Source organism: Aliidiomarina taiwanensis, from assembly GCF_003987015.1.
Lineage (GTDB): Bacteria > Pseudomonadota > Gammaproteobacteria > Enterobacterales > Alteromonadaceae > Aliidiomarina > Aliidiomarina taiwanensis.
Genome location: NZ_PIPQ01000003.1, coordinates 202,175 through 222,721 on the forward strand (window position 1 = coordinate 202,175; position 20,547 = coordinate 222,721).

15 protein-coding genes and 1 pseudogene are annotated in these 20,547 nt (G+C 50.8%); 6 read left to right on the forward strand and 10 right to left on the reverse strand.

Annotation, left to right across the window (positions count from 1 at the left end):
* The first annotated feature begins 19 nt into the window (after positions 1-19).
* Both CWE15_RS07640 and CWE15_RS07645 read left to right on the forward strand, forming a co-directional pair.
* Positions 20-1,651 (forward strand): AmpG family muropeptide MFS transporter, encoded by a 1,632-nt coding sequence (locus CWE15_RS07640; protein WP_126757486.1) that lies wholly within the window; start codon positions 20-22, stop codon positions 1,649-1,651.
* On the forward strand, positions 1,648-2,547 hold the full coding sequence (locus tag CWE15_RS07645; protein WP_157980734.1) for a ketopantoate reductase family protein: 900 nt from the start codon (positions 1,648-1,650) through the stop codon (positions 2,545-2,547). The genes CWE15_RS07640 and CWE15_RS07645 overlap by 4 nt, the downstream gene beginning before the upstream one ends.
* Here the strand turns inward: CWE15_RS07645 and CWE15_RS07650 are convergent.
* The 7 genes from CWE15_RS07650 to CWE15_RS07680 all read right to left on the reverse strand — a co-directional run bounded on the left by CWE15_RS07650 (position 2,540) and on the right by CWE15_RS07680 (position 12,837).
* Positions 2,540-4,420 (reverse strand): ExeM/NucH family extracellular endonuclease, encoded by a 1,881-nt coding sequence (locus CWE15_RS07650; RefSeq protein ID WP_126757488.1) that lies wholly within the window; start codon positions 4,418-4,420, stop codon positions 2,540-2,542. The two genes, CWE15_RS07645 and CWE15_RS07650, sit on opposite strands and share 8 nt — an antisense overlap.
* Before the next feature lie 17 nt (positions 4,421-4,437).
* Positions 4,438-5,556 carry a bifunctional 3,4-dihydroxy-2-butanone-4-phosphate synthase/GTP cyclohydrolase II gene (gene ribBA / locus CWE15_RS07655; protein WP_126757489.1) on the reverse strand — a complete coding sequence of 373 codons (1,119 nt, stop codon included), beginning with the start codon at positions 5,554-5,556 and terminating at the stop codon, positions 4,438-4,440.
* A gap of 32 nt (positions 5,557-5,588) precedes the next feature.
* The gene (gene ribD, locus CWE15_RS07660) at positions 5,589-6,680 is read right to left on the reverse strand and encodes a bifunctional diaminohydroxyphosphoribosylaminopyrimidine deaminase/5-amino-6-(5-phosphoribosylamino)uracil reductase RibD (RefSeq protein WP_126757490.1); all 1,092 of its coding nucleotides are present in this window, start codon (positions 6,678-6,680) and stop codon (positions 5,589-5,591) included.
* Between the two features lies 1 nt (position 6,681).
* On the reverse strand, positions 6,682-7,131 hold the full coding sequence (nrdR, locus tag CWE15_RS07665) for a transcriptional regulator NrdR (protein ID WP_126757491.1): 450 nt from the start codon (positions 7,129-7,131) through the stop codon (positions 6,682-6,684).
* A 59-nt stretch (positions 7,132-7,190) separates the two neighbouring features.
* Positions 7,191-8,447, reverse strand: a complete 1,257-nt coding sequence (glyA, locus tag CWE15_RS07670; protein WP_126757492.1) for a serine hydroxymethyltransferase — start codon at positions 8,445-8,447, stop codon at positions 7,191-7,193.
* Between the two features lie 58 nt (positions 8,448-8,505).
* Positions 8,506-10,173: an energy-dependent translational throttle protein EttA gene (ettA, locus tag CWE15_RS07675; protein ID WP_126757493.1), complete on the reverse strand. Its 1,668-nt coding sequence runs from the start codon at positions 10,171-10,173 to the stop codon at positions 8,506-8,508.
* Positions 10,174-10,257: 84 nt separating this feature from the next.
* The gene (locus tag CWE15_RS07680; RefSeq protein ID WP_126757494.1) at positions 10,258-12,837 is read right to left on the reverse strand and encodes a PilZ domain-containing protein; all 2,580 of its coding nucleotides are present in this window, start codon (positions 12,835-12,837) and stop codon (positions 10,258-10,260) included.
* A gap of 49 nt (positions 12,838-12,886) precedes the next feature.
* On the opposite strand from CWE15_RS07680, the gene radA reads away from it, so the two are divergent.
* On the forward strand, positions 12,887-14,254 hold the full coding sequence (gene radA / locus CWE15_RS07685; RefSeq protein ID WP_126757495.1) for a DNA repair protein RadA: 1,368 nt from the start codon (positions 12,887-12,889) through the stop codon (positions 14,252-14,254).
* 36 nt (positions 14,255-14,290) lie between these two features.
* Here the strand turns inward: radA and CWE15_RS07690 are convergent, their stop codons facing one another.
* The 3 genes from CWE15_RS07690 to prfC are packed head-to-tail and all read right to left on the reverse strand — an operon-like array spanning position 14,291 to position 19,104.
* Positions 14,291-15,556 (reverse strand): dicarboxylate/amino acid:cation symporter, encoded by a 1,266-nt coding sequence (locus CWE15_RS07690; protein WP_126757496.1) that lies wholly within the window; start codon positions 15,554-15,556, stop codon positions 14,291-14,293.
* 59 nt (positions 15,557-15,615) lie between these two features.
* The gene (locus tag CWE15_RS07695) at positions 15,616-17,511 is read right to left on the reverse strand and encodes a M1 family metallopeptidase (protein WP_126757497.1); all 1,896 of its coding nucleotides are present in this window, start codon (positions 17,509-17,511) and stop codon (positions 15,616-15,618) included.
* A gap of 3 nt (positions 17,512-17,514) precedes the next feature.
* A complete protein-coding gene (prfC, locus tag CWE15_RS07700; protein ID WP_126757498.1) occupies positions 17,515-19,104 on the reverse strand; it encodes a peptide chain release factor 3 in 1,590 nt (529 codons plus the stop codon).
* 270 nt (positions 19,105-19,374) lie between these two features.
* Between prfC and CWE15_RS07705 the strand changes: the two genes are divergently transcribed.
* The 3 genes and pseudogenes from CWE15_RS07705 to CWE15_RS07715 form a co-directional block, all read left to right on the forward strand.
* On the forward strand, positions 19,375-19,653 hold the full coding sequence (locus tag CWE15_RS07705) for a type II toxin-antitoxin system RelE/ParE family toxin (protein ID WP_126757499.1): 279 nt from the start codon (positions 19,375-19,377) through the stop codon (positions 19,651-19,653).
* Positions 19,653-19,955, forward strand: a complete 303-nt coding sequence (locus tag CWE15_RS07710; protein WP_126757500.1) for a HigA family addiction module antitoxin — start codon at positions 19,653-19,655, stop codon at positions 19,953-19,955. The genes CWE15_RS07705 and CWE15_RS07710 overlap by 1 nt, the downstream gene beginning before the upstream one ends.
* Positions 19,956-20,139: 184 nt before the next feature.
* Positions 20,140-20,547, forward strand: a pseudogene (locus tag CWE15_RS07715) (transposase); the annotation flags it as partial.

A 20,547-nucleotide genomic window follows, 5' to 3' on the forward strand; every position in this document is an offset into this window, starting at 1 on the left:
TTAAGGACACCGCCGTTTTATGCCACAGCATCATGCGCCTCAAGGCCTACGGAATATCCTGCGCTTTTATACCCAGCGACGCCTTCTGAGTATTTTCTTATTTGGTATTGCCAGCGGCTTTCCCTGGGTCATGATAGGCTCCTCCATGTCCGCTTGGCTTAACGAAGCCGGCATGAGCCGCAGTGCCATTGGCTATTTTGGTGCTGTGTATGTGATGTACTCGGTCAACTTCCTCTGGTCCCCCTTAGTCGACCGCATAAAAATTCCGGCTCTTACCCAGTGGCTTGGTCAACGACGCGGTTGGATCTTATTCTGCCAGTTGGGTTTAGCGGTTACTTGCTTCGCTCTTTCCACCATTAACTTTGAAGTGCACGCCCTCACCACCGCCGGCCTCATTGCCCTCGCAGTCGCTACTTTTTCGGCAACCCAAGACATTGCCATCGACGCCTATCGCATCGACTCCATCGGTGAGCATGAAGGCACAGTGCAGTCGGCGGCAGCCGCCATGGCCACCTCCGGCTGGTGGACAGGCTTTGCTGGCATCGGCAGTATTCCGTTCTTTTTAAGTGAGCTGCCCGGCTGGGACTGGGCCACCATATACAAAGGATTAGCCTTTATTATGCTGCTGCTCACCAGCGGCATCTGGCTCGCCCGCGAGCCGTACACCAACCGAGCCGAGCGCCAGTTCAACGCCGAACAGCGCTACATCGCTGCAGCAGTGAGCCGCCCCAGCTTGTCCTTTAGTTTACCACTGCTTGGTTTTACCTTGTTTGCACTGCTAGCCCTAGCGATTACCCGCATGGAGGAAGCCAGCGCCAGCCAGTGGGCCTTGTGGGGGCTATGTGTGCTAGCGGCCTTTGCGCTTGCCACCCGGAATTTAATGGCTCTGGAGCGTCACACCAATGGCTCGGCGTCGGCTGCACACACACCAACAAGCCACACTCTTATCCGCAGCCACCACCGTATTTCTGCCTGGCTCATTGTCACCATGATAGAGCCCCTGGCCGAGTTTTTCCGACGCAATGGTGTGCGCTTTGCCCTGTCCATTTTGTTGTTCGTTTTACTATTTAAAGTCGGCGAAGCCTTCTTAGGCCGCATGTCGATTGTTTTTTATCAAGAAATTGGATTTAGCAATGCGCAAATTGGTGTGTACTCCAAACTGCTCAACTGGTGGGTCACCATTTTCTTCTCTTTAGTGGGCAGTTACGTCACCATGCGCGCCGGTATTATTAAAGGTTTGTTTATTGGCGGCAGCGCCATGGCCTTAAGCAATCTGTTTTTTGCCGCCCTCGCCCTCATTGGCCCAAGCGAGCCACTACTGGTTGCCGCCGTTATTGTCGACGGCTTTACGTCCGCCTGGTCCACCGTTGCTTTCGTGGCACTCATAAGCCTCATGACCAACCGCGCCTTTACCGCCTCCCAGTATGCACTCATGGCCTCCATCGCCACGCTCGGCCGCACTCTACTTGGCAGCTACTCCGGCGCGCTGGTGGACTGGCTCAACGGCAACTGGGCTCTCTTCTTTGTTATCACCACTGTTATGGTATTACCCAGCTTGTTGTTTCTATGGAGCATACGCAAGCCCATTCAAGACCTAGAGCAAGCAGGCAAAAACAAGCAAAGAAACACAGAAAACGGAGAACAAACATGAGCCAACCGCCTTGGGTTATCGTCGGTACGGGAGCAATCGGCAGCATTTTAGGCGCTCGCTTACTACAGCAGCAACAGTCGGTGTACTTCGTGACTCGTTCAGAAGCGACCGAAGCACACCTGCAGGTTACAGGCCATACTCAGCTCACTGGCCCAGTGCAAACCGTGCATCAAGGCACCTTACAGCAGCTCCCAGCCAACGCCGTATGGGTGTTCCCGGTGAAGGCGTGGCAGTTAGCGTCCGCCCTTACAAGCTACCAGTCTGCCTTATCACAGGCACAACATATTATTATCAGCCACAACGGGCTAGGCGCAGCAGAAGAAGCCTTGCAGCCTTATCAAGGGAAACTTATTGACTGGGTCACCACCCACGGCGGGTGGCGTAAAGAAAAGTACCACACAGTACATAGTGGCATGGGTCAGAATTGGCTGGGCATGCGCCACGGTGAACAAGCAGCACCTACTTGGTGGCCTCTTTGGCAACAGGCCTTTAGCAGTGAATGGGAGCCCCACATTGCCCTCAGGCGGTGGCATAAACTGGCTATTAACTGCGCTATCAACCCATTGGCTACGCTAGCCAATAGCCCCAATGGCGAACTTCAAAAGCCCCACTACCAAGCGGACATTCAGGCCGTCTGCGAGGAAGTAAGCGCCCTGATGCAGCAAGCGTTACCACAGCATACACAGCCCGTCCGCGCCGAAAACCTCTACCAACACGTTCAACAGGTCATTGCTGGCACCGCGGAAAACATCAACTCCATGCTGCAAGACGTGCGCGCCAAGCGGCCCACGGAAGTAGACTATTTAAATGGTTTTGTGCATAAAAAAGGTCGGCAACTCCATGTGCCGACCCCGGTTAACTCACGCCTTTGGCAAGCTATTTTAGCGCTTAATTAAACTTCGTCGTATCAAAACGAACCACCACAGGGTTCCGCTCAGCCGCACGGAATGCTGATTGGTCATACCAAGTAATGTGATGCCGATCTTTCTTGCCAGTCATGGTGAAGTCAATGGCTTTTGGCTCATCTGCATTCACTTGCCAAATATCCTTAGTCACCACCGCTTTGGTCAACGCATTTGGTATGAACGCATAGTCCAGCGTACCCGCCAACCCATTTTCAACATGAGTAAACCGAATACCCGTTAAGTCATCAGCAGCACTTGTGTATCCAGCCTGCGCAAATGCTTGAATTGGCTCCTCCTGGCGGTAGGCGTTAAAGTCACCTAACACAATCGTTTCAGCTGTCGCCACGCCTGTTGGTTTACTTGCTGCCCAGTTAATTAAGCTATTTGCCCCTTCTCGGCGCGCTAAACTCGCACAGCCCTGGCCATCTTCGCGGTCACGTAACAATTCACTTTGGTTACTCGTTTCCGTGCAAGTCCGCTCAGCTAACTGAGTGCCAACAATCGTCAGTTGTTTGCCCGACAATGTGTGTGTAAAGGTTTGGGCTATAGCAGGCGTATGAACCGTGCCGTTAAAGTCGCCCGTGTCTAGCTTGCTCGCAACGCCCGACTCCGATACACGATCTTGGCGATATACCAAAGCATTACTCAGTTCGCCTTGTCCCATCGGCTCATCCGAGTAAGCCACATAAGCATACGGTGCACCTTCTTCCGCTTCATTCAGCATATTCACTAAGTCAGCAACTGCACTCATAGGCCCAGTGCCATTATTCGGCAGCTCTTGTAACGCATACACATCTGCGTCAAGGCCACGTAGTAAAGCTGTTATTTTAGGACGCTGCCTAACAAAACCAGCAGTACCTGGCTGGTAGAACCAAAGATTCACCGTGGCCACACGAAGTTGCGACGCATCACGCTCAAGTGGCTCTTCGCTCGACTCCGCCTGCTGCTTCTCTGCCTCTGTGAATAAATCCGGCACCCGTGGGCGTTCGTTCACCTTTGCAAAAATAGGCATGCTGGTTGGCTGAAAACGATATTCGCCTTCCTTCTGGCCTATAGTGCCCTCAAGCCCAAGTACACGGTCGCCTATACGCGCCGTATGGCTCGACATCAGCTCGGGTGGTGGAAATTCAACTGAAATTGGATACGGAACAAACGAGCCATCGTCCAACACAATCTGCTTAACATCATAACTGTCGGCGTGTGCGTATGCTTCTGTACCTGGCGTCATAATATCTGTTGGATAACGCAGAAGCTCGGTCGCTAAGGTCAGCTCACTTTCAGCGCCTAGGTTCTCGTTATTGGTTATAAAGCGCAAGCCACTTAAACGAACCGCCATGCCTTCATAACGCTTTAACGTGTCTAAGCTTGCTAAAGGAAACTCAATGTCTTTATAAATAATCGTACTGCTAGAGCGGCACACCTTATATTCGGCAAGCTCACGCAACTGCACTTCACCACCATGGTTTGCAACCACAGCTTGCACAATAACTTCTTGCCCTGTTTTTACATCTGTAATGCTCGGATCATGCACAAACACACCTTGCGACACATCGGCTTGGTCATCTATTTCGGCCTTCAAGGCTTGTATATAGAAACCGCCAAGCCGCTTATTACCAGCAAACACAGCATGCACCACCCCTTTAACCGTCACTGTTTCACCTAACAGTGGGCTGGGTCCCGTGCTCGCGCGCAAAGCTGTTAATGCTGTGGTTTCTGCGCTACAGCTTAGTGTGGTACCTCCATTATCACCATCACCATTGTTACCACCATTATTCCCACCCGTAACCGAGTCACTCGAAGAGCCGCCACAGCCAGAAATGAGCGCGGCCAGAACAATGGCTAAGCTGCCTTTTCTCAATATCATAAATACGTCCTTTATTATTAGTATGTGTCTTCTATAAATTCGACAATTTCTAAGCCAAACCCTGACAATGAAGAGTATTTACGCGGCGAGCTTAACAGACGCATTTTACTCACACCCAACTGCGAAAGTATTTGTGAACCCACCCCCACATTGCGCGACTGGTTCGACAAGGTAGCCGTTGGGCGAGTTTCACCTTGGTCTTCCGCTTCAAAGTGACGCACCTGATCAATCAAGTCGCTTGGCGTTTGTTGACGACCAAGTAACACCAGCACCCCACCTTCTTCCGCTATTTTGCGCATGGCACGGTACAAAGGCCAACTTCGGCGTGCGGCGCGGTCCGTGGCCAATAAGTCATTAAAGGTGTCTTGCAAATGCACCCGCACTAAGGTTGGCTGCGCTTCTTTTATTTCGCCACTCACCAAAGCAAAGTGCACCTGACCGTCCACAGTGTCTTGGAAGGTCACACAGTCAAACTCACCGTAACTGGTCGGTAAACGACACTGAGCCACACGGTCTACCGTGTGCTCTGTAAGCGAGCGGTACTCAATTAAGTCGGCAATGGTGCCCATTTTAATACCATGCTCAGCCGCAAACTTTTCTAAGTCGGCACGGCGTGCCATGGTGCCGTCTTCATTTAAAATTTCCACAATCACCGCTGCCGGCTCGTGGCCCGCTAGCTTGGCTAAGTCGCAGCCGGCTTCCGTATGGCCCGCGCGGTTTAACACTCCACCTTCCCGTGCTTTCAACGGGAATATATGACCGGGCATTACCAAGTCGGTCGGCTTAGCGTCTTTGGCTACAGCCGCTAGCACAGTGCGGGCACGGTCTGCTGCAGAAATTCCTGTGGTCACGCCTTCTGCCGCTTCAATCGACACGGTAAAGTTGGTGGCATAAGGAGAATTATTTTGACCCACCATTAACGGTAGGTTTAGCTGCTCGCAACGCTCTTCTGTTAACGTCAGGCAAATTAATCCACGACCATAACGCGCCATAAAATTAATCGCTTCCGGTGTAATACACTCGGCCGCCATAATTAAATCGCCTTCGTTCTCCCGGTCTTCGTCGTCCATAAGAATCACCATTTTACCCGCTTTAATATCTTCAATAATTTCAGCAGTGGTGTTCAGTGTACTCATACTCGGGTTACTCCTCGGTTACTTGCAATTAACTACAGTAAATAAATAAGTTTTACGTCATTGCCTATCGGCTCAGCGCTACTTAAGGTAAAACAAGGCACATCACGCATGGCCTTGTACTGGGGCAGTGCTAACACCGGCTGCGCCCCTTGCCCCATTAATTTCGGGCCAATATACAGCCATAATTCTTGGGCCAACTGCTGCTCTATTAAGGCGCCAGCCAGTTGGTGTCCCGCTTCACACCAAAGAGTATGAATGTTCATTTTGCCCACAGCTGCTAACATGGCCGCCAGGTCAACTTTGCCGTGCCTATCGGGCACAATTAGCTCGTGCACATGCTCAGGGTAGTCCATACCTAAAGCCCGCGTGCGCACAAGGTACACAGGCGTGCCATCGGCAAAAATAGTGGCATCCAGCGGTACCCGGCCTAAGCTGTCAATCACAATCCGCACCGGCTGTTGAAAACCTTCTGGCAAAGACTCTAAACGAACATTTAACTGTGGGTTGTCGTACAGAACCGTGTCGGCTCCGGTCAGAATGGCACCTGCACAGGCTCGTGCTTCATGCACATCGCGCCGTGCTTCTGGCCCTGTTATCCATTGGCTTTCACCCGTGGCTAAGGCGGTTGCCCCGTCAATACTGGCCGCTAGTTTCACCTGCACCAATGGCAAGCCCGTTTGGCAGTGGTGAATAAACCCTTTATTTAAAGCGTGAGCGGCGGCTTCTTCTACACCGACAACCACTTCAATACCCGCTTGCTGCAGCCGTTGAATACCACGTCCCGCCACCTGATGAAACGGGTCTTCCATGGCCACGACCACGCGGGCCACCCCCGCCTCAACCAAGGCTTCAGCACATGGCGGTGTGCGGCCATAATGACTACAGGGCTCTAAGGTTACATAGGCCGTACCGCCTTGCGCCCGTTCCCCAGCCATACGCAAAGCATGCACCTCGGCATGGGGTTCGCCGGCTCGCGCATGCCAGCCTTCGCCCACCACTTCGCCTGCGGCGCTCACTATCACGCAGCCCACATTCGGGTTTGGTCGTGTGGTTTGTTGGCCCTTGGCTGCTAATTGCAGCGCCTGCTGCATATGCACAACATCCTGAGAGAGTACAGCCGTCATCCTAGTCGTCCAGCCGTGCTATTTCTTCGCCAAACTCACCTAAGTTTTCAAAGGACCGGTACACAGAAGCAAAACGAATATAAGCCACTTTATCCACCTGCTTCAGTGCTTCCATTACAAGGTTGCCCACATGCTTACTCGACACTTCTCGCTCGCCAATGCTCCGCAGCGACGACTTTATCGCATTCACGGTTTGTTCAATTTTCTCCATGCTCACGGGGCGCTTCTCTAGCGCACGTAACAAGCCAGCACGTAATTTGTCTTCATTAAAAGGTTCCCGCGCACCATTGGTTTTTACAATGCGTGGCATCACCAGTTCTGCGGTTTCAAAGGTGGTGAAACGCTCCTTGCACGCCAAACACTCACGCCGTCTGCGCACCGACATGCCGTCGGTCACTAATCGTGAGTCAATCACTTTAGTGTCTTGCATATTACAAAATGGACAGTGCAATCTGTTTACCTCCAACGCAGTGGGGGGCCCATACAGCCCCCCGCCTTTTCTTTACAGCCTTATGCGTACACAGGGAAGCGTGCACACAGTGCTTTTACTTCTTCGCGAACACGGGCTTCTACACTTTCATCACCTAGGTTGTCTAACACGTCAGCAATCCAAGTGGCTACTTGCTTCGCTTCGGCTTCTTTAAAACCACGGCGAGTAATAGCCGGCGTACCTAAACGTAAACCAGAGGTCACAAACGGTGAACGTGGGTCATTGGGTACCGAGTTTTTGTTGACCGTAATAAAGGCACGGCCTAAAGCTGCGTCCGCATCTTTACCGGTAATGTCTTTCTTAATCAGATCAACCAAGAACAAGTGGTTCTCAGTGCCGTTCGACACAATGTCGTACCCACGCTCTTGCAACACACTCACCATAGCTTTGGCGTTATCTAATACTTGCTGCTGGTACACTTTAAATTCAGGCGACAAGGCTTCTTTAAAAGCAATGGCTTTGGCTGCAATCACGTGCATCAATGGGCCACCTTGATTGCCTGGGAATACCGCACTGTTTAAGCGCTTATGCAAGTCTTCGTCGTCAGAGCCCGACAAAATCAAACCACTGCGTGGACCCGCTAAGGTTTTATGCGTGGTGGTAGTCACCACGTGTGCATGAGGTACTGGGTTCGGGTATAGGCCCGCTGCTACTAAACCTGCAACGTGCGCCATGTCTACTAACAAGTACGCGCCCACTTCGTCGGCAATTTCACGGAACTTAGCCCAGTCGATAACACCTGAGAACGCCGAGAAACCAGCAATAATCATTTTTGGCTTGTGCTCACGGGCTAGCTCAGCCACTTCAGCGTAGTTAATGTCACCTGTTTCAGGGTCTAAACCGTACTGCACCGCATTGTAGTTTTTGCCAGAGAAGTTCACCGACGAGCCATGCGTTAAGTGACCACCATGGGCCAGGCTCATACCTAAAATAGTGTCACCTGCATTCACTAACGCCATGAAAGCCGCCGTGTTTGCTTGCGAGCCAGAGTGTGGCTGTACGTTCGCGTATTTGGCAGAAAACAGTTCTTTAGCACGGTCAATGGCCAAGGTTTCCGCCACGTCCACAAACTCACAGCCGCCGTAATAACGCTTACCTGGGTAGCCTTCAGCGTATTTATTAGTTAACTGCGAACCCTGCGCTTCCATCACCGCACGGCTTACATAGTTTTCAGAAGCAATCAGCTCAATGTGCTCTTCTTGACGCTTGTCTTCTGCTTGCATGGCTTCCCAAAGTTGGGGATCAAAGTCAGCAATATTCGTATTACGGCTTTGCATACGTACTCCTAGCTAAATTAAAAAGAATAAATCAAAGTCACAGCAATATGCTGCTCGTTTACTTACTAATACGCTTGTACTTAATACGGTGCGGTTCCATCGCATCTGCACCATAGGTCTTCTTCATGTAAGCTTCGTATTCTGTGTAGTTACCTTCGTAGAAGGTCACTTGGCCTTCGTCACGGTAATCCAGAATATGCGTCGCTACACGGTCTAGGAACCAACGGTCATGCGATATCACCATGGCGGCCCCTGGGAACTCCAATAACGCTTCTTCTAGCGCTCGTAATGTTTCAACGTCTAAGTCGTTCGTAGGCTCATCCAGCAGCAACAAGTTACCGCCGGCTTTAAGCAGCTTGGCTAAATGCACGCGGTTGCGTTCACCACCCGAAAGTTCACCCACTCGTTTTTGCTGATCAGTACCCCGGAAGTTAAAGCGGCCCACATAGGCACGGCTTGGAATTTCATAGGTACCAATGCGAAGAATGTCATGACCTTCCGACACTTCTTCCCACACTGTTTTGTTCGGATCCATATTGTCACGGAACTGATCAACCGACGCCAATTGTACCGACTCGCCCAGCTCAATGCTGCCCGCGTCTGGCTGCTCTAAGCCACTGATCATACGGAACAAGGTAGACTTACCGGCACCGTTAGGGCCAATAATGCCCACAATCGCGCCCTTCGGCATGCTAAAGCTTAAATTATCAATCAGCAAGCGGTCGCCATAGCTCTTGCTCAGGCCTTCCACCTCCACCACCTTGTCACCTAAACGTGGACCTGGTGGAATAAACATTTCGTTAGTTTCGTTACGGGCCTGGTGCTCTGAGCTTTGTAATTCTTCAAAGCGCGACAAACGTGCCTTACTTTTCGCTTGGCGTCCTTTCGGGTTTTCACGCACCCACTCAAGCTCTTTCTGAATTGACTTCTGGCGTGCAGCTTCCGTTCGCTCTTCTTGCTTCAAACGGGCGTCTTTTTGCTCAAGCCAGCTCGAATAGTTCCCTTCCCACGGAATACCATGGCCACGGTCTAGTTCTAAAATCCAACCAGCTACGTTGTCTAAGAAGTAACGGTCGTGGGTAATGGCCACAACAGTGCCTTCATAGTCGTGTAAAAAGCGCTCAAGCCAAGCCACAGACTCAGCGTCCAAGTGGTTCGTCGGTTCGTCCAGCAATAACATGTCGGGCTTTTCAAGTAACAAGCGGCAAATGGCGACACGGCGGCGCTCACCCCCGGACAGGTGCTCAATGGTGGCGTCCCATGGTGGCAAGCGTAAAGCGTTCGCCGCACGCTCTAAAGCATTTTCTAGGTTATGGCCGTCGTGGGCTTGAATAATCGCTTCCAGCTCACCCTGGCGTTTGGCCAAAGCGTCAAAGTCTGCGTCTTCTTCTGCGTAAGCCGTGTACACGCTTTCCAGCTCAGCTAAGGCTTCTTTTACTTCCGACACGGCTTCTTCAATGGTTTCCCGCACAGTCTTAGCCGGATCGAGTTCCGGCTCCTGTGGCAAATAACCAATTTTAATGCCCGCTTGTGGAATGGCTTCGCCGTCAAACTCTTTGTCGACTCCCGCCATAATACGAAGCAAGGTCGACTTACCCGAGCCGTTTAATCCCAGCACACCAATCTTGGCACCGGGGAAAAAGCTCAAGGAAATATCTTTCAGAATCGTCCGCTTCGGAGGAACAACTTTGCTCACCCGCTGCATGTTATAAATAAATTGCGCCATGAATACACTAAATCCTGTATAAAAACCTACATAAGAATACCCCATATAATAACATACTCAGGGTATTCAGCAGTAACCTTCGAGCTATTCACGGTTTATTAGGTTAAACCGCATTAATACCTCGTTTGTTACCACAGTAACGTCAAGCAAGCCGCCAATACTCCACATTTCGTCTTGCACTTCTTCTGCGCGGTGGCTGGCGTATTGCTGAATATAGCGAAACTCATCGGCAATAAATTCCGTGTCGGGGCGACCTGTACGAATTAAACTAAATTGCAGTGCCAGCACTTCCCCCGCTTCCAGCCCTTGTTGCAAGAATGCTTTTACATTCCCCGCTTCTTCCGGCTCATAGGCTGAAGGCAGCAACCATTTGCGCCGGCTGCGAATACTATTGTTTTCAATGGTGCGCTGTATCATCAGCGTCGCTGTCCAGGGCCGGCTTGTAGGCTCCAAGCGCTGCCAAGCCGCCACAATCGTGCGCTCTAAAATCACATCTGACACCACAGGTTCAATATTCAACTTGCCTTTTTCTGACACGGCCAAGCATATTTTTTTCAGCTTTTCGTTTAAACTCGAAACGCCCGCCCGGTGTAGCGACAGCCCACCATTCGCCTCTTGTTTTAAAAATAACGGCAAAGTCATCAATGAATTACAGTACAAGTTGCGCAAACACAGCTGCAAGCCATGCACTGTTCCTGTTTGCTCATGCACTTTTAACGCTTTTTTGTTCGCACTAATCAAGTGACTAAAGAATTGTTGCCCCACATGCTCAAAGTCTCCTAAGCGCTGCAAATGAAACACGGTATTTTCCGCGCTCACATGCATCACCTGATAGGGCATTTTTTTTAAATCAAAACTGGTAAAGCGTTTGCCTAGCTCGGGCAAACTAATAAACACCTTGTCTCCCCGCTTTATGTCCATGGCCTGCTCTACTTGCACCTGCAGCCCCGACACAGAGAAGTCACGAGTAATACCTAGTTGACCACTGTCGTGCGCCTCAATCCGCATTTGCGTTCTGTGGTTAAAGCGGCTCTCGCGGCGAATGTCCTTAAAGTCAAAGGCTGCACGGAGCAAAGGCGCCTGTAAACGCCGCGGGTGCACAAACTTATTCAGTTTAGGAAGCTTTTCTTTGTCATACTCAAAATGCTGATAAAACTCCACGGGCGGGGTAATGTCTGTTAACAGCCCCACATGGGTTAAGCCTTCAAGCTGCTTCATAATTTCCGGGGAAGGCGGCCGAACGCCACTACCCATGCTTTTTAAAACATCGGCAGGGACGGTCGTAGGAATCCAGGCTTTACCAATATCCAACGGGGCAAAACTAAACCGGTACACTTTAAACTGGGCACGGCGGCTGGCATAACCAAGAAACTGCTGCCGCAGCTCTGGGTCTTTTAAGTCACTGTCCAACGCCGAATAAAAATAAGACTTGCCGTCACGAAGGAGTTGAAAGGTATACACAATGGTTTCCACAATCCCCTTCGGCGACTGGCTTAACTGGCGCAGAAAGTTGGCTAAGCGCTTCCCCGAGAACATGCCCCCCACAACACAGCGATTTTGTTCGTCTACCCAGTTATCCAACACACTCCGGTTTACTTCTGTTTCCAAGGCCAGCTTCGGGTACATAAACTTTTCTTCGCGCTTAAAAAACAACGGCACCCCGCTCATACGGGGGAAGTACAGCTGTTCATTGGCCTTTGCCAATAAGGCCTGGTACACATTGTCTACATTTACTTTGTACCTGTGTTTGTACCCGGCAATAAAGCGCGACAAAAACACATCAAAGTCATCGTCATCTTCCGTGTAGCTTCGTTTCAAGCGTAAATACATCCCTTGGCGGCGCTGCTCCGACGCCATCAACACATAAGGCACCCCTTGGTTTACATCTATGGTGAACTCTTGGGCAAAGCCAATAAAGCGCACTTCAACGGGTGTGCCGCGCTCAAATTCTTTCGGTATTACTACGTCGTGCTCGGCCTTTAAGCGAATACGAATACCGCTCACAGAAATGTCCGACGTGACCGCTTCATAAAGTGTTCCGTTTATTTTTACGCGAATGGCTCCTGCATAATTCATCCGCTCTTCACGGCGCGCCACATAACGGCCAAAGGTAAAATAAGGTATGTGAATGGCTTCGTCGTGCTTCATTGCAGTCAGCGGCGCATGTAACTGAGACGCAGCTCCCCGTACTTTGGCCCCTTCCCGCTCTTTGCGCAGCTCCCGCAAGGCGTGCTGTTTTTCCTTATCTTGAATTACCCGAATATTGTTGTCAGCTAAAAATATTTTATTGTAAGTGTCCACGGTAAACACACCGTTATACCGCTCCAGTCCTTCTTCAAAAATACCAATAGCCACTGCGTCCATATAATGCACGCGGCCTTCAAAGGTGTACGCTTGAACATCGCCATATACACGTTTACGTAAATCAATTTGGCGGTTGCACGGCGCCGCCAGCTCCCGCAGGCGCGCTTTTAATTTAAAGCGATCCGGACCGGCCATATCTGCGGTCAGCATATTGAAAATTTTGTCGAATTCAGGCTCGTTCACTACAGGCTTTAATTGCTCTGTTAGCTGTTCAAGCAGTGCGTCTTCCATTGTCGTTGTTTCCTGCGATAATGCATTCACTACATTGTTGTCGACCAAGTAAACAGAGTCTATAGACAAACAGCAATAAAATCATTCATCCATTTAGTATAGGAAACCGCATAAGCTTATGGCTAAAGCAAAACAAAAAACCGCTTATGTATGCACCGAATGTGGTGCCGACTACCCCCGCTGGGCAGGCCAGTGCAACGCCTGTGGTACTTGGAACACCATCACCGAAGTGCGTCTTGGCGCCAGCCCGGCACGCCAGCATGTCCGCTCAGGCTTTGCTGGGGCGGTACAGGCCAAAGTACAGCGTTTAAGCGAAGTAGACCTTGAACAAGTGCCCCGCTTTTCTAGCGGTTTTAGTGAATTCGACCGGGTGCTTGGCGGCGGTATAGTGCCTGGGTCAGCTATTCTAATTGGCGGCTCCCCTGGGGCTGGTAAAAGTACCCTGTTATTGCAAACCATGTGCCTGCTAGCCGAACACATGCCCGCTTTGTATGTCACCGGTGAAGAGTCCTTGCAGCAAGTAGCCATGCGCGCTCAGCGCCTCAATTTACCCACCGAAAAACTGATGATGCTGGCGGAAACCTCCGTCGAAAGCATTTGCCAACTGGCAGACCAAGAGCAACCGAAAGTCATGGTCATCGACTCCATTCAAGTCATGCATCTCAGCGACATACAGTCGGCCCCGGGCAGCGTTTCTCAAGTGCGCGAAACCGCCGCTTACCTCACCCGCTACGCCAAGCAAAATAACGTGGCCATTATTATGGTGGGACATGTCACCAAAGACGGTACCCTCGCAGGCCCGAAAGTACTCGAGCATTGCATAGACTGCTCCGTCATGCTCGACGGCGACACAGACGGTCGCTACCGCACCCTACGCGGCACCAAAAACCGCTTTGGCGCTGTCAATGAACTGGGCGTGTTCGCCATGACCGGCAGCGGCTTAAAAGAAGTGAAAAACCCTTCCGCTATATTCCTTTCCCGTGGCGACGACCACGGCAGTGGCTCCGTTGTCATTGTGGTATGGGAAGGCACTCGGCCTTTGCTGGTAGAAATACAAGCCTTGGTAGACCACTCCCAGCTATCCAACCCTCGCCGCGTCGCCGTTGGTACTGAGCAAAACCGCTTAGCCTTATTGCTAGCCGTTTTGCACCGCCATGGTGGCTTGGCATTAGGCGACCAAGACGTGTTTGTGAATGTGGTAGGCGGCGTAAAAGTCACCGAAACAAGCGCCGACTTAGCCCTGCTGCTGGCCATTATTTCCAGCTTTAAAGACCAGCAACTACCGCGCGACTTAATTGTATTTGGAGAAGTGGGTCTATCGGGAGAAATCCGCCCCGTGCCAAACGGCACCGAGCGGGTGAATGAAGCAGCCAAGCACGGCTTTACCCGGGCTATTGTACCTATTGCGAATGTACCTAAAACGCCGCCCAAGGGCATGCAGGTACAAGGCGTGCGCACCATTGCCGAGGCCATTGAACTGGTCTAACCCAGCCATGGTGCGTGTTACCAAGACAACCCCAACTTAAGCGTTGGGGTTGTTGTATACGTCCTTATCAAGCTTGCCTTCACTCTTGGCAATAATTGTGGTCACCATAGAGTCGCCCGTTACGTTTACCGCCGTGCGGGTCATATCCAGCAGTCGGTCTACACCAATAATCAGGGCAATACCTTCCACCGGCAAGCCAACTTGTTGTAATACCATGGCCAGCATAATCAAGCCAACGCCCGGCACTCCCGCGGTCCCAATCGAGGCTAAGGTGGCTGTACCAATCACCATCAAGTACTGGGTCATGGTCAGGTCAATGCCGTAAATCTGAGAAATAAATACCGTGGCCACACCCTGCATAATCGCGGTACCGTCCATATTAATGGTGGCACCCAGCGGGATAGTGAAAGACGCCACACTATTGTCGGCACCTAAACGCTGCTCGGCATTTTTCAAGTTCACCGGAATGGTGGCGTTACTGCTGGAAATACTAAAGGCAAACACTTGCACGTTCATCATTTTGCGCAAGAAAAGCATTGGGTTTAACCGGGTAAATGCCGCTAGCAATACCGGGTACACCACAAAGCCTTGGAACAGCAAAATAAAGAATACAGTACCGAAGTACCAGCCCAAGCTTTGCACCATGTCCAAGCCTAGGTCTGCAAATACACGGGCCATCAAGGCAAACACACCATAAGGTGCCACGTACATCAGCATCACTACCAACTTCATAATGACTTCGTTAATGTCTTCAAACACCACCTTCAAGCGTTCGCCCGGCTTACCACTTAAGGCAATGGCCACCCCAAACAACAAGGCAAACACAATTATTTGCAGCATATTGCCTTCACTCATTGCTGCAATCGGGTTGCGTGGCACCATGTTCAACAGCACCTCAATAAAAGGGGGTGCTTCCGCAGCGGTAAAGGCCGTCGCAGCAGGCTTCTCCAGGTTCACACCTTCGCCAGGACCTATCAGCACAGCCACAAACAAAGCAATACTAATAGCCACGGCTGTGGTCACTAAGTACAGTACAATCGACTTACCACCTAAACGCCCCAGCATGGCCGGGTCGCTCAGCGAGCTAGTACCAACCACCAAAGAAAAGAACACCAAGGGCACCACCAGCATCATCAAGCTGGCAATAAACACATCCCCCATTAAACGGAACACACCGTCCACGAATACAGACTGTATCAGGGTGTCTTGCACGCCAACTTTATTCAGAATAAAGCCAACAATCGCACCCAAGAACATTCCCGTCAGAATTTGGCCGGTTAAGCCGAGCTTTTTCGAAGCCATATCTACACCTATATTATAGTTTTTTCTCGCGCATAACTTACCACACTACGCCGTAAAAATTACTCTGCCAAAAGCGATTCAACCTCTACTCTTGTCAGTTGGTGGTATCCTGCACGGGCCACTTGATAAATATCCCGTGCCCGCTGTTTTCCTGCCTCTGTTTCCACAAGTGCTTTGTACACAGGCAAAACAAACAATAAACGGCCCATACTGGTCAACATGTGTTCAACTCGGGACATAGCCGGCTCATAGTCGTTGCGAATCGCTATCACCAACCAGGTACTCAATAATTCGTTGTTGCGCGTTTGCGTTAAATGAAACTCGGCATCCAAGCGCGCCAGCTGCGCTTCACTCAGCTCCGCAGGCAAGGTCCGCAAAAAGTACAAGGTTTCATGCAAGCTCCAGTCCTGCACATCTATCGCGTCGCCTGCTAGCCATATTTCGCGCTGGGCATCCACTTGCTCAAACACATCCACCACAGGCACCGTGGCCGTGCTGGGAAGTCCCGGTGCGTGCAGCCATTCCTCAACTTCTTCTGGGGTGACCACCCCTGGGTATTTCGCAAGCAGCTGCTCCTGCAAATACACTTCAAATTCCGGCGTGGTAATACTTTTAAAACTAAAGTGGGCAAAGTAGTCGCGCACAAAAGCGTCAAATACGTCTCGGCCAAAACGCTCTTCTAAAAAGAATAAAAACTGCTGCGCTTTTATGTAGGGCACATTGGTAAACACTGTGTCTGGGTCACGCTGCTCAAGCTCTACATACATCACCTGGTAGCGTTCGCTCATATTCGGCAAGGCGCGGCGAAGCTTCTGACCGTCCAGCATGCGCTCCATCAGCGCCCGCTTTTCCCCGTATACCCGCTCCATAATGCGGTTTTCCACATAGGAGGTAAAACCTTCGTTCAACCAAATATCTCGCCAGGTGCCATTGGTCACCAAGTTCCCCGACCAACTATGGGCCAGCTCATGAGCAATTAAGCCCACCAAGCTTTGGTCGCCGGCAATGGCCGTTGGCGTAATAAAGGCCAACTGCGGGTTTTCCATACCACCAAAAGGAAAGCTCGGTGGCAAAATCACTTGGTCGTAGCGGTCCCAGGCATAAGCCCCAAACATATCTTCCGTGGCAGCCATCATGTCGGTGGTATAACCAAACTCAGCCACTGCATCGGCCAGCACACTCGGCTCTGCGTAAATTCCCATGCGCTCATTCAGCGCCTGAAACTCCAAGTCACCCACCACCAGCGCCATTAAATACGAAGGAATGGGCTGCTGACTCTCAAAAGTGTAATAACCCGTTCGTTCCGGATCTGGGCTATTGTTTGCCCCCATCAAGCCCACCAAATGGGGCGGCGTCGCCAGCTCACCGGAGAAGGTAAAGCGCACCGCCGGCGTGTCCTGAATCGGAATCCAGGTCCGCGCATAATGGGGCTGCGACTGGCTGTACAAAAACGGCTGCTCGCCGCCTGCCGTGCCTTCCGGCGCCACCCAGTCTAAGCCCGTCGCATTCGGCGACGTGGCGTAGTGAACCCTTACTTTTTCAGCACCTTCTGGCAACTGAATATGCAGCGGCGTGCCTAATACAGGGTCGCTTTCACCCAGGCTGTAGTCGGTTAAAGCCCAGTCTTCCCCCACATAGGCTTCTACGTACTGAATAAGCAGTCCCTCAGTGTCCAGCACTAATTCTTCCGCCCGAGGCGCTTGATGAAACGCCAAGGTATGCTCGGCAAAGCCAAACAGTTGCTGCTGCTCAAAGTTTACCGTTAAGCTGACATGCAAGTGGGCCGTTGACACCTCATGGCTGTTGGCAAAGCTATGTAAGTCAGCTGTGGGCGTCGCCACCCGCATATGCTCACTGGGCACAAAAGGCTCCACGGCTACAGGGGTTTGCTTCGCTGGCTCCGGGCTACAAGCCGTTACCAGCAGCACAGCTGCACATAAACTTTTCCAACGCATGGTTTACACCTCTCGGGTTTTGTGGAATTCAATATCCGGGTAACGCTCTTCCGTTAGCATCAAGTTGGCACGGGTTGGCGCAATATAAGTTAGGTTTTCACCCCCGTCTAAAGCCAAGTTGTGCTCAGCTCGGCGGCGGAATTCATCCAACTTTTTCTCGTCTTTGCAGTACACCCAACGGGCAGTATACACCTGCACGTTTTCGTAAATCGCCTGTACACCGTACTCAGACTTTAACCGATGCACAACCACATCAAACTGCAGCACCCCAACAGCACCTACTATTAAGTCGTTGTTCATCAGCGGTCGGAACACCTGCACCGCGCCTTCTTCCGCTAATTGCACCAAGCCTTTTAACAGTTGTTTTTGCTTTAACGGATCTTTCAAACGAATGCGGCGGAACATTTCCGGAGCAAAGTTAGGAATACCAGTAAAACGGAAATCCTCACCCCAGCTAAAGGTGTCACCAATTTGAATGGTGCCGTGGTTATGCAGGCCAATAATGTCGCCCGGCCAGGCTTCATCCACCGCTTCTCGATCGCCTGCCACAAAGGTCAGCGCATCACTAATCCGCACGTCTTTGCCAATGCGCACATGGCGCATGCGCATGCCTTTTTCATATCGGCCTGAAACAATGCGCATAAAAGCCACCCGGTCGCGGTGCTTTGGGTCCATATTGGCTTGAATTTTAAATACAAAGCCAGAAATACCCGGCGCTTCAGGCTCCACCACCTCACCTGCGTCCGTCGGGCGCCCTTGCGGCTTCGGCGCCCACTCCAGCATGCCGTCAAGCATGTGGTCCACACCAAAGTTACCTAAGGCTGTACCAAAAAATACTGGGGTTAAGTCGCCCGAAAGGAACATTTCCAAGTCAAAGTCGTTCGAGGCACCCTGCACCAGTTCAATTTGCTCGCGCAACTCTTCTGCATACACCCCAATGCGCTCGTCTAACTCTGGGTTATCAATGCCCTGAATAATGTCCAGCTCTTGAATGGTGTGGCCCTGGCCCGACTTATATAAAATCGTTTCGTCGCGCAATAAATGGTACACCCCTTTAAAACTCTTACCCGAACCAATCGGCCAAGTAATAGGCGCACACATAATATTCAAAACGCTTTCCACCTCATCCAACAGCTCTAGAGGGTCACGAATATCCCGGTCCAGCTTGTTAATAAAGGTTAAAATAGGCGTGTCACGTAGGCGAGTTACTTCCATTAACTTAATGGTTCTGTCTTCCACACCCTTGGCCGCGTCAATCACCATCAAGCAGGCGTCCACCGCCGTCAGCGTACGGTAGGTGTCTTCCGAGAAGTCTTCGTGCCCCGGCGTGTCCAACAGGTTCATCAAACCGTCGCGGTAAGGAAACTGCATCACCGAGGTGGTGACGGAAATACCCCGCTCCTTTTCCATTTCCATCCAGTCCGACTTCGCGTGCTGCTTCGAACCACGGCCTTTCACCGTTCCAGCTTTTTGCAACTTCTGTCCGTGCAAAAGAACCTTCTCAGTTATCGTGGTTTTACCCGCATCAGGGTGAGAAATAATGGCAAAAGTGCGGCGTTTCGCCACTTCGTTAGCAATTTCAAGCTTCGGCATGTATCCATCTTCTAAGTTAAGGAGTATCGAAAGTAGTGGGGCATTTTCCCTGAAATGGGCGCAAGATACAATATTGTAGGCACAAGCGATGCTTAAGACACAGGTTCCATAGTCACTCCTCGTTGTTTGAATTGAGAAGTGAAGAATGCCTTGAGATTGACAGGTTCAGTGGTCAGCTAGATGCCGAATTCTTGAAGGTTTTGAGGTGGCTTAGCGATTCAATTCTTACAAGCATCTTGACATCGTAACCTTTAGGGTTACAATAAAGCCATGATTAAAAGCTTTAAGCACAAAGGTCTGGAAAAGTTTTATCGAACAGGCAGCACAGCGGGCATACAGGCGACTCATGCCAAGCGACTTCGATTAATTCTATCTAACCTTGATCAAGCAGAAATCGCCGATGACATGGACCTTCCAGGACTGCGCTTACATGAACTCTCAGGTTCAAGAAAAGGCACTTGGTCGGTCACTGTCAATGGTAATTGGCGCATTACGTTCAGATTCAACGGACGTGATGCGGAAATTGTTAACTACGAGGATTATCACTAATGACTATGCATAACCCCGCTCATCCTGGTGAGATATTAAAAGAGTTGGTCATCGAGCCGTTGGAGTTGACGATTACCGATGTTGCAGAGCACTTAAATGTAAGCCGTAAAACCCTATCCAAGGTATTGAACGGACGAGGTGCAATAACTCCGGAAATGGCCGTACGCTTGGAACTGGCTTTTGCTAAGCCCTCTGCTGACCACTGGTTACGCCTGCAAAGCGCTTATGACTTGTCAGTACTCAGAAATCAAAAGGCAACGTTACACGTCCAACCTTATGAACTTGCTTTTGGACAAAGTTGATGTCTTTAAAAACATTGAAAAAGAAGGCTCTTAAAAAACCTTCGGTGTATAACGAATACAAAAAACTGGAGCATGAGTTTGATGGTATTAAACGAGCCATACTAAAAAATACTTTTAATCCCCCCGAAAAATCGGAGCAGTTATAAGTAGAAAATTCCGTTAAACTAAAACGAAGGAGTTTTCTATGCGCAAATCACGATACACAGACAGCCAGATCTTAGCGATTCTGAAGCAAAACGAGAACGGTGTACCCGTTCCAGAGCTGTGCCGAGAGCACGGTATGAGTTCAGCTCAGTTTTACAAATGGCGCGCCAAATTTGGCGGCATGGACGCATCAATGATGAAGCGTCTCAAAGAGCTTGAGGACGAAAACAAACGGCTCAAGAAAATGTATGCCGAAGAGCGACTCAAAGCTGAGATCCGCAAGGAAGCGCTTGAGGGAAAGCTGTAAAGCCATCTCAGCGTAAAGAGATGGCGCGAGCTGCCATTCAACGTCATGGTATTAGCGTTCGTTTTGCCTGTGTTTGTATGGGCATTAGCGAGAGCTGTTACCACTACCAAAGCAAACTCAGCGATGAAAACGCTGTAATTG

Bases quoted from the DNA above. Each gene is read 5' to 3' on its own strand.
- CWE15_RS07650 (WP_126757488.1), bottom strand. From the start codon at position 4,420: ATGATATTGAGAAAAGGCAGCTTAGCCATTGTTCTGGCCGCGCTCATT.
- CWE15_RS07705 (WP_126757499.1), top strand. From the start codon at position 19,375: ATGATTAAAAGCTTTAAGCACAAAGGTCTGGAAAAGTTTTATCGAACA.
- CWE15_RS07645 (WP_157980734.1), top strand. From the start codon at position 1,648: ATGAGCCAACCGCCTTGGGTTATCGTCGGTACGGGAGCAATCGGCAGC.
- ettA (WP_126757493.1), bottom strand. From the start codon at position 10,173: ATGGCGCAATTTATTTATAACATGCAGCGGGTGAGCAAAGTTGTTCCT.
- CWE15_RS07640 (WP_126757486.1), top strand. From the start codon at position 20: ATGCCACAGCATCATGCGCCTCAAGGCCTACGGAATATCCTGCGCTTT.
- radA (WP_126757495.1), top strand. From the start codon at position 12,887: ATGGCTAAAGCAAAACAAAAAACCGCTTATGTATGCACCGAATGTGGT.
- CWE15_RS07690 (WP_126757496.1), bottom strand. From the start codon at position 15,556: ATGGCTTCGAAAAAGCTCGGCTTAACCGGCCAAATTCTGACGGGAATG.
- ribD (WP_126757490.1), bottom strand. From the start codon at position 6,680: ATGACGGCTGTACTCTCTCAGGATGTTGTGCATATGCAGCAGGCGCTG.
- prfC (WP_126757498.1), bottom strand. From the start codon at position 19,104: ATGCCGAAGCTTGAAATTGCTAACGAAGTGGCGAAACGCCGCACTTTT.
- CWE15_RS07695 (WP_126757497.1), bottom strand. From the start codon at position 17,511: ATGCGTTGGAAAAGTTTATGTGCAGCTGTGCTGCTGGTAACGGCTTGT.
- ribBA (WP_126757489.1), bottom strand. From the start codon at position 5,556: ATGAGTACACTGAACACCACTGCTGAAATTATTGAAGATATTAAAGCG.
- glyA (WP_126757492.1), bottom strand. From the start codon at position 8,447: ATGCAAAGCCGTAATACGAATATTGCTGACTTTGATCCCCAACTTTGG.
- CWE15_RS07710 (WP_126757500.1), top strand. From the start codon at position 19,653: ATGACTATGCATAACCCCGCTCATCCTGGTGAGATATTAAAAGAGTTG.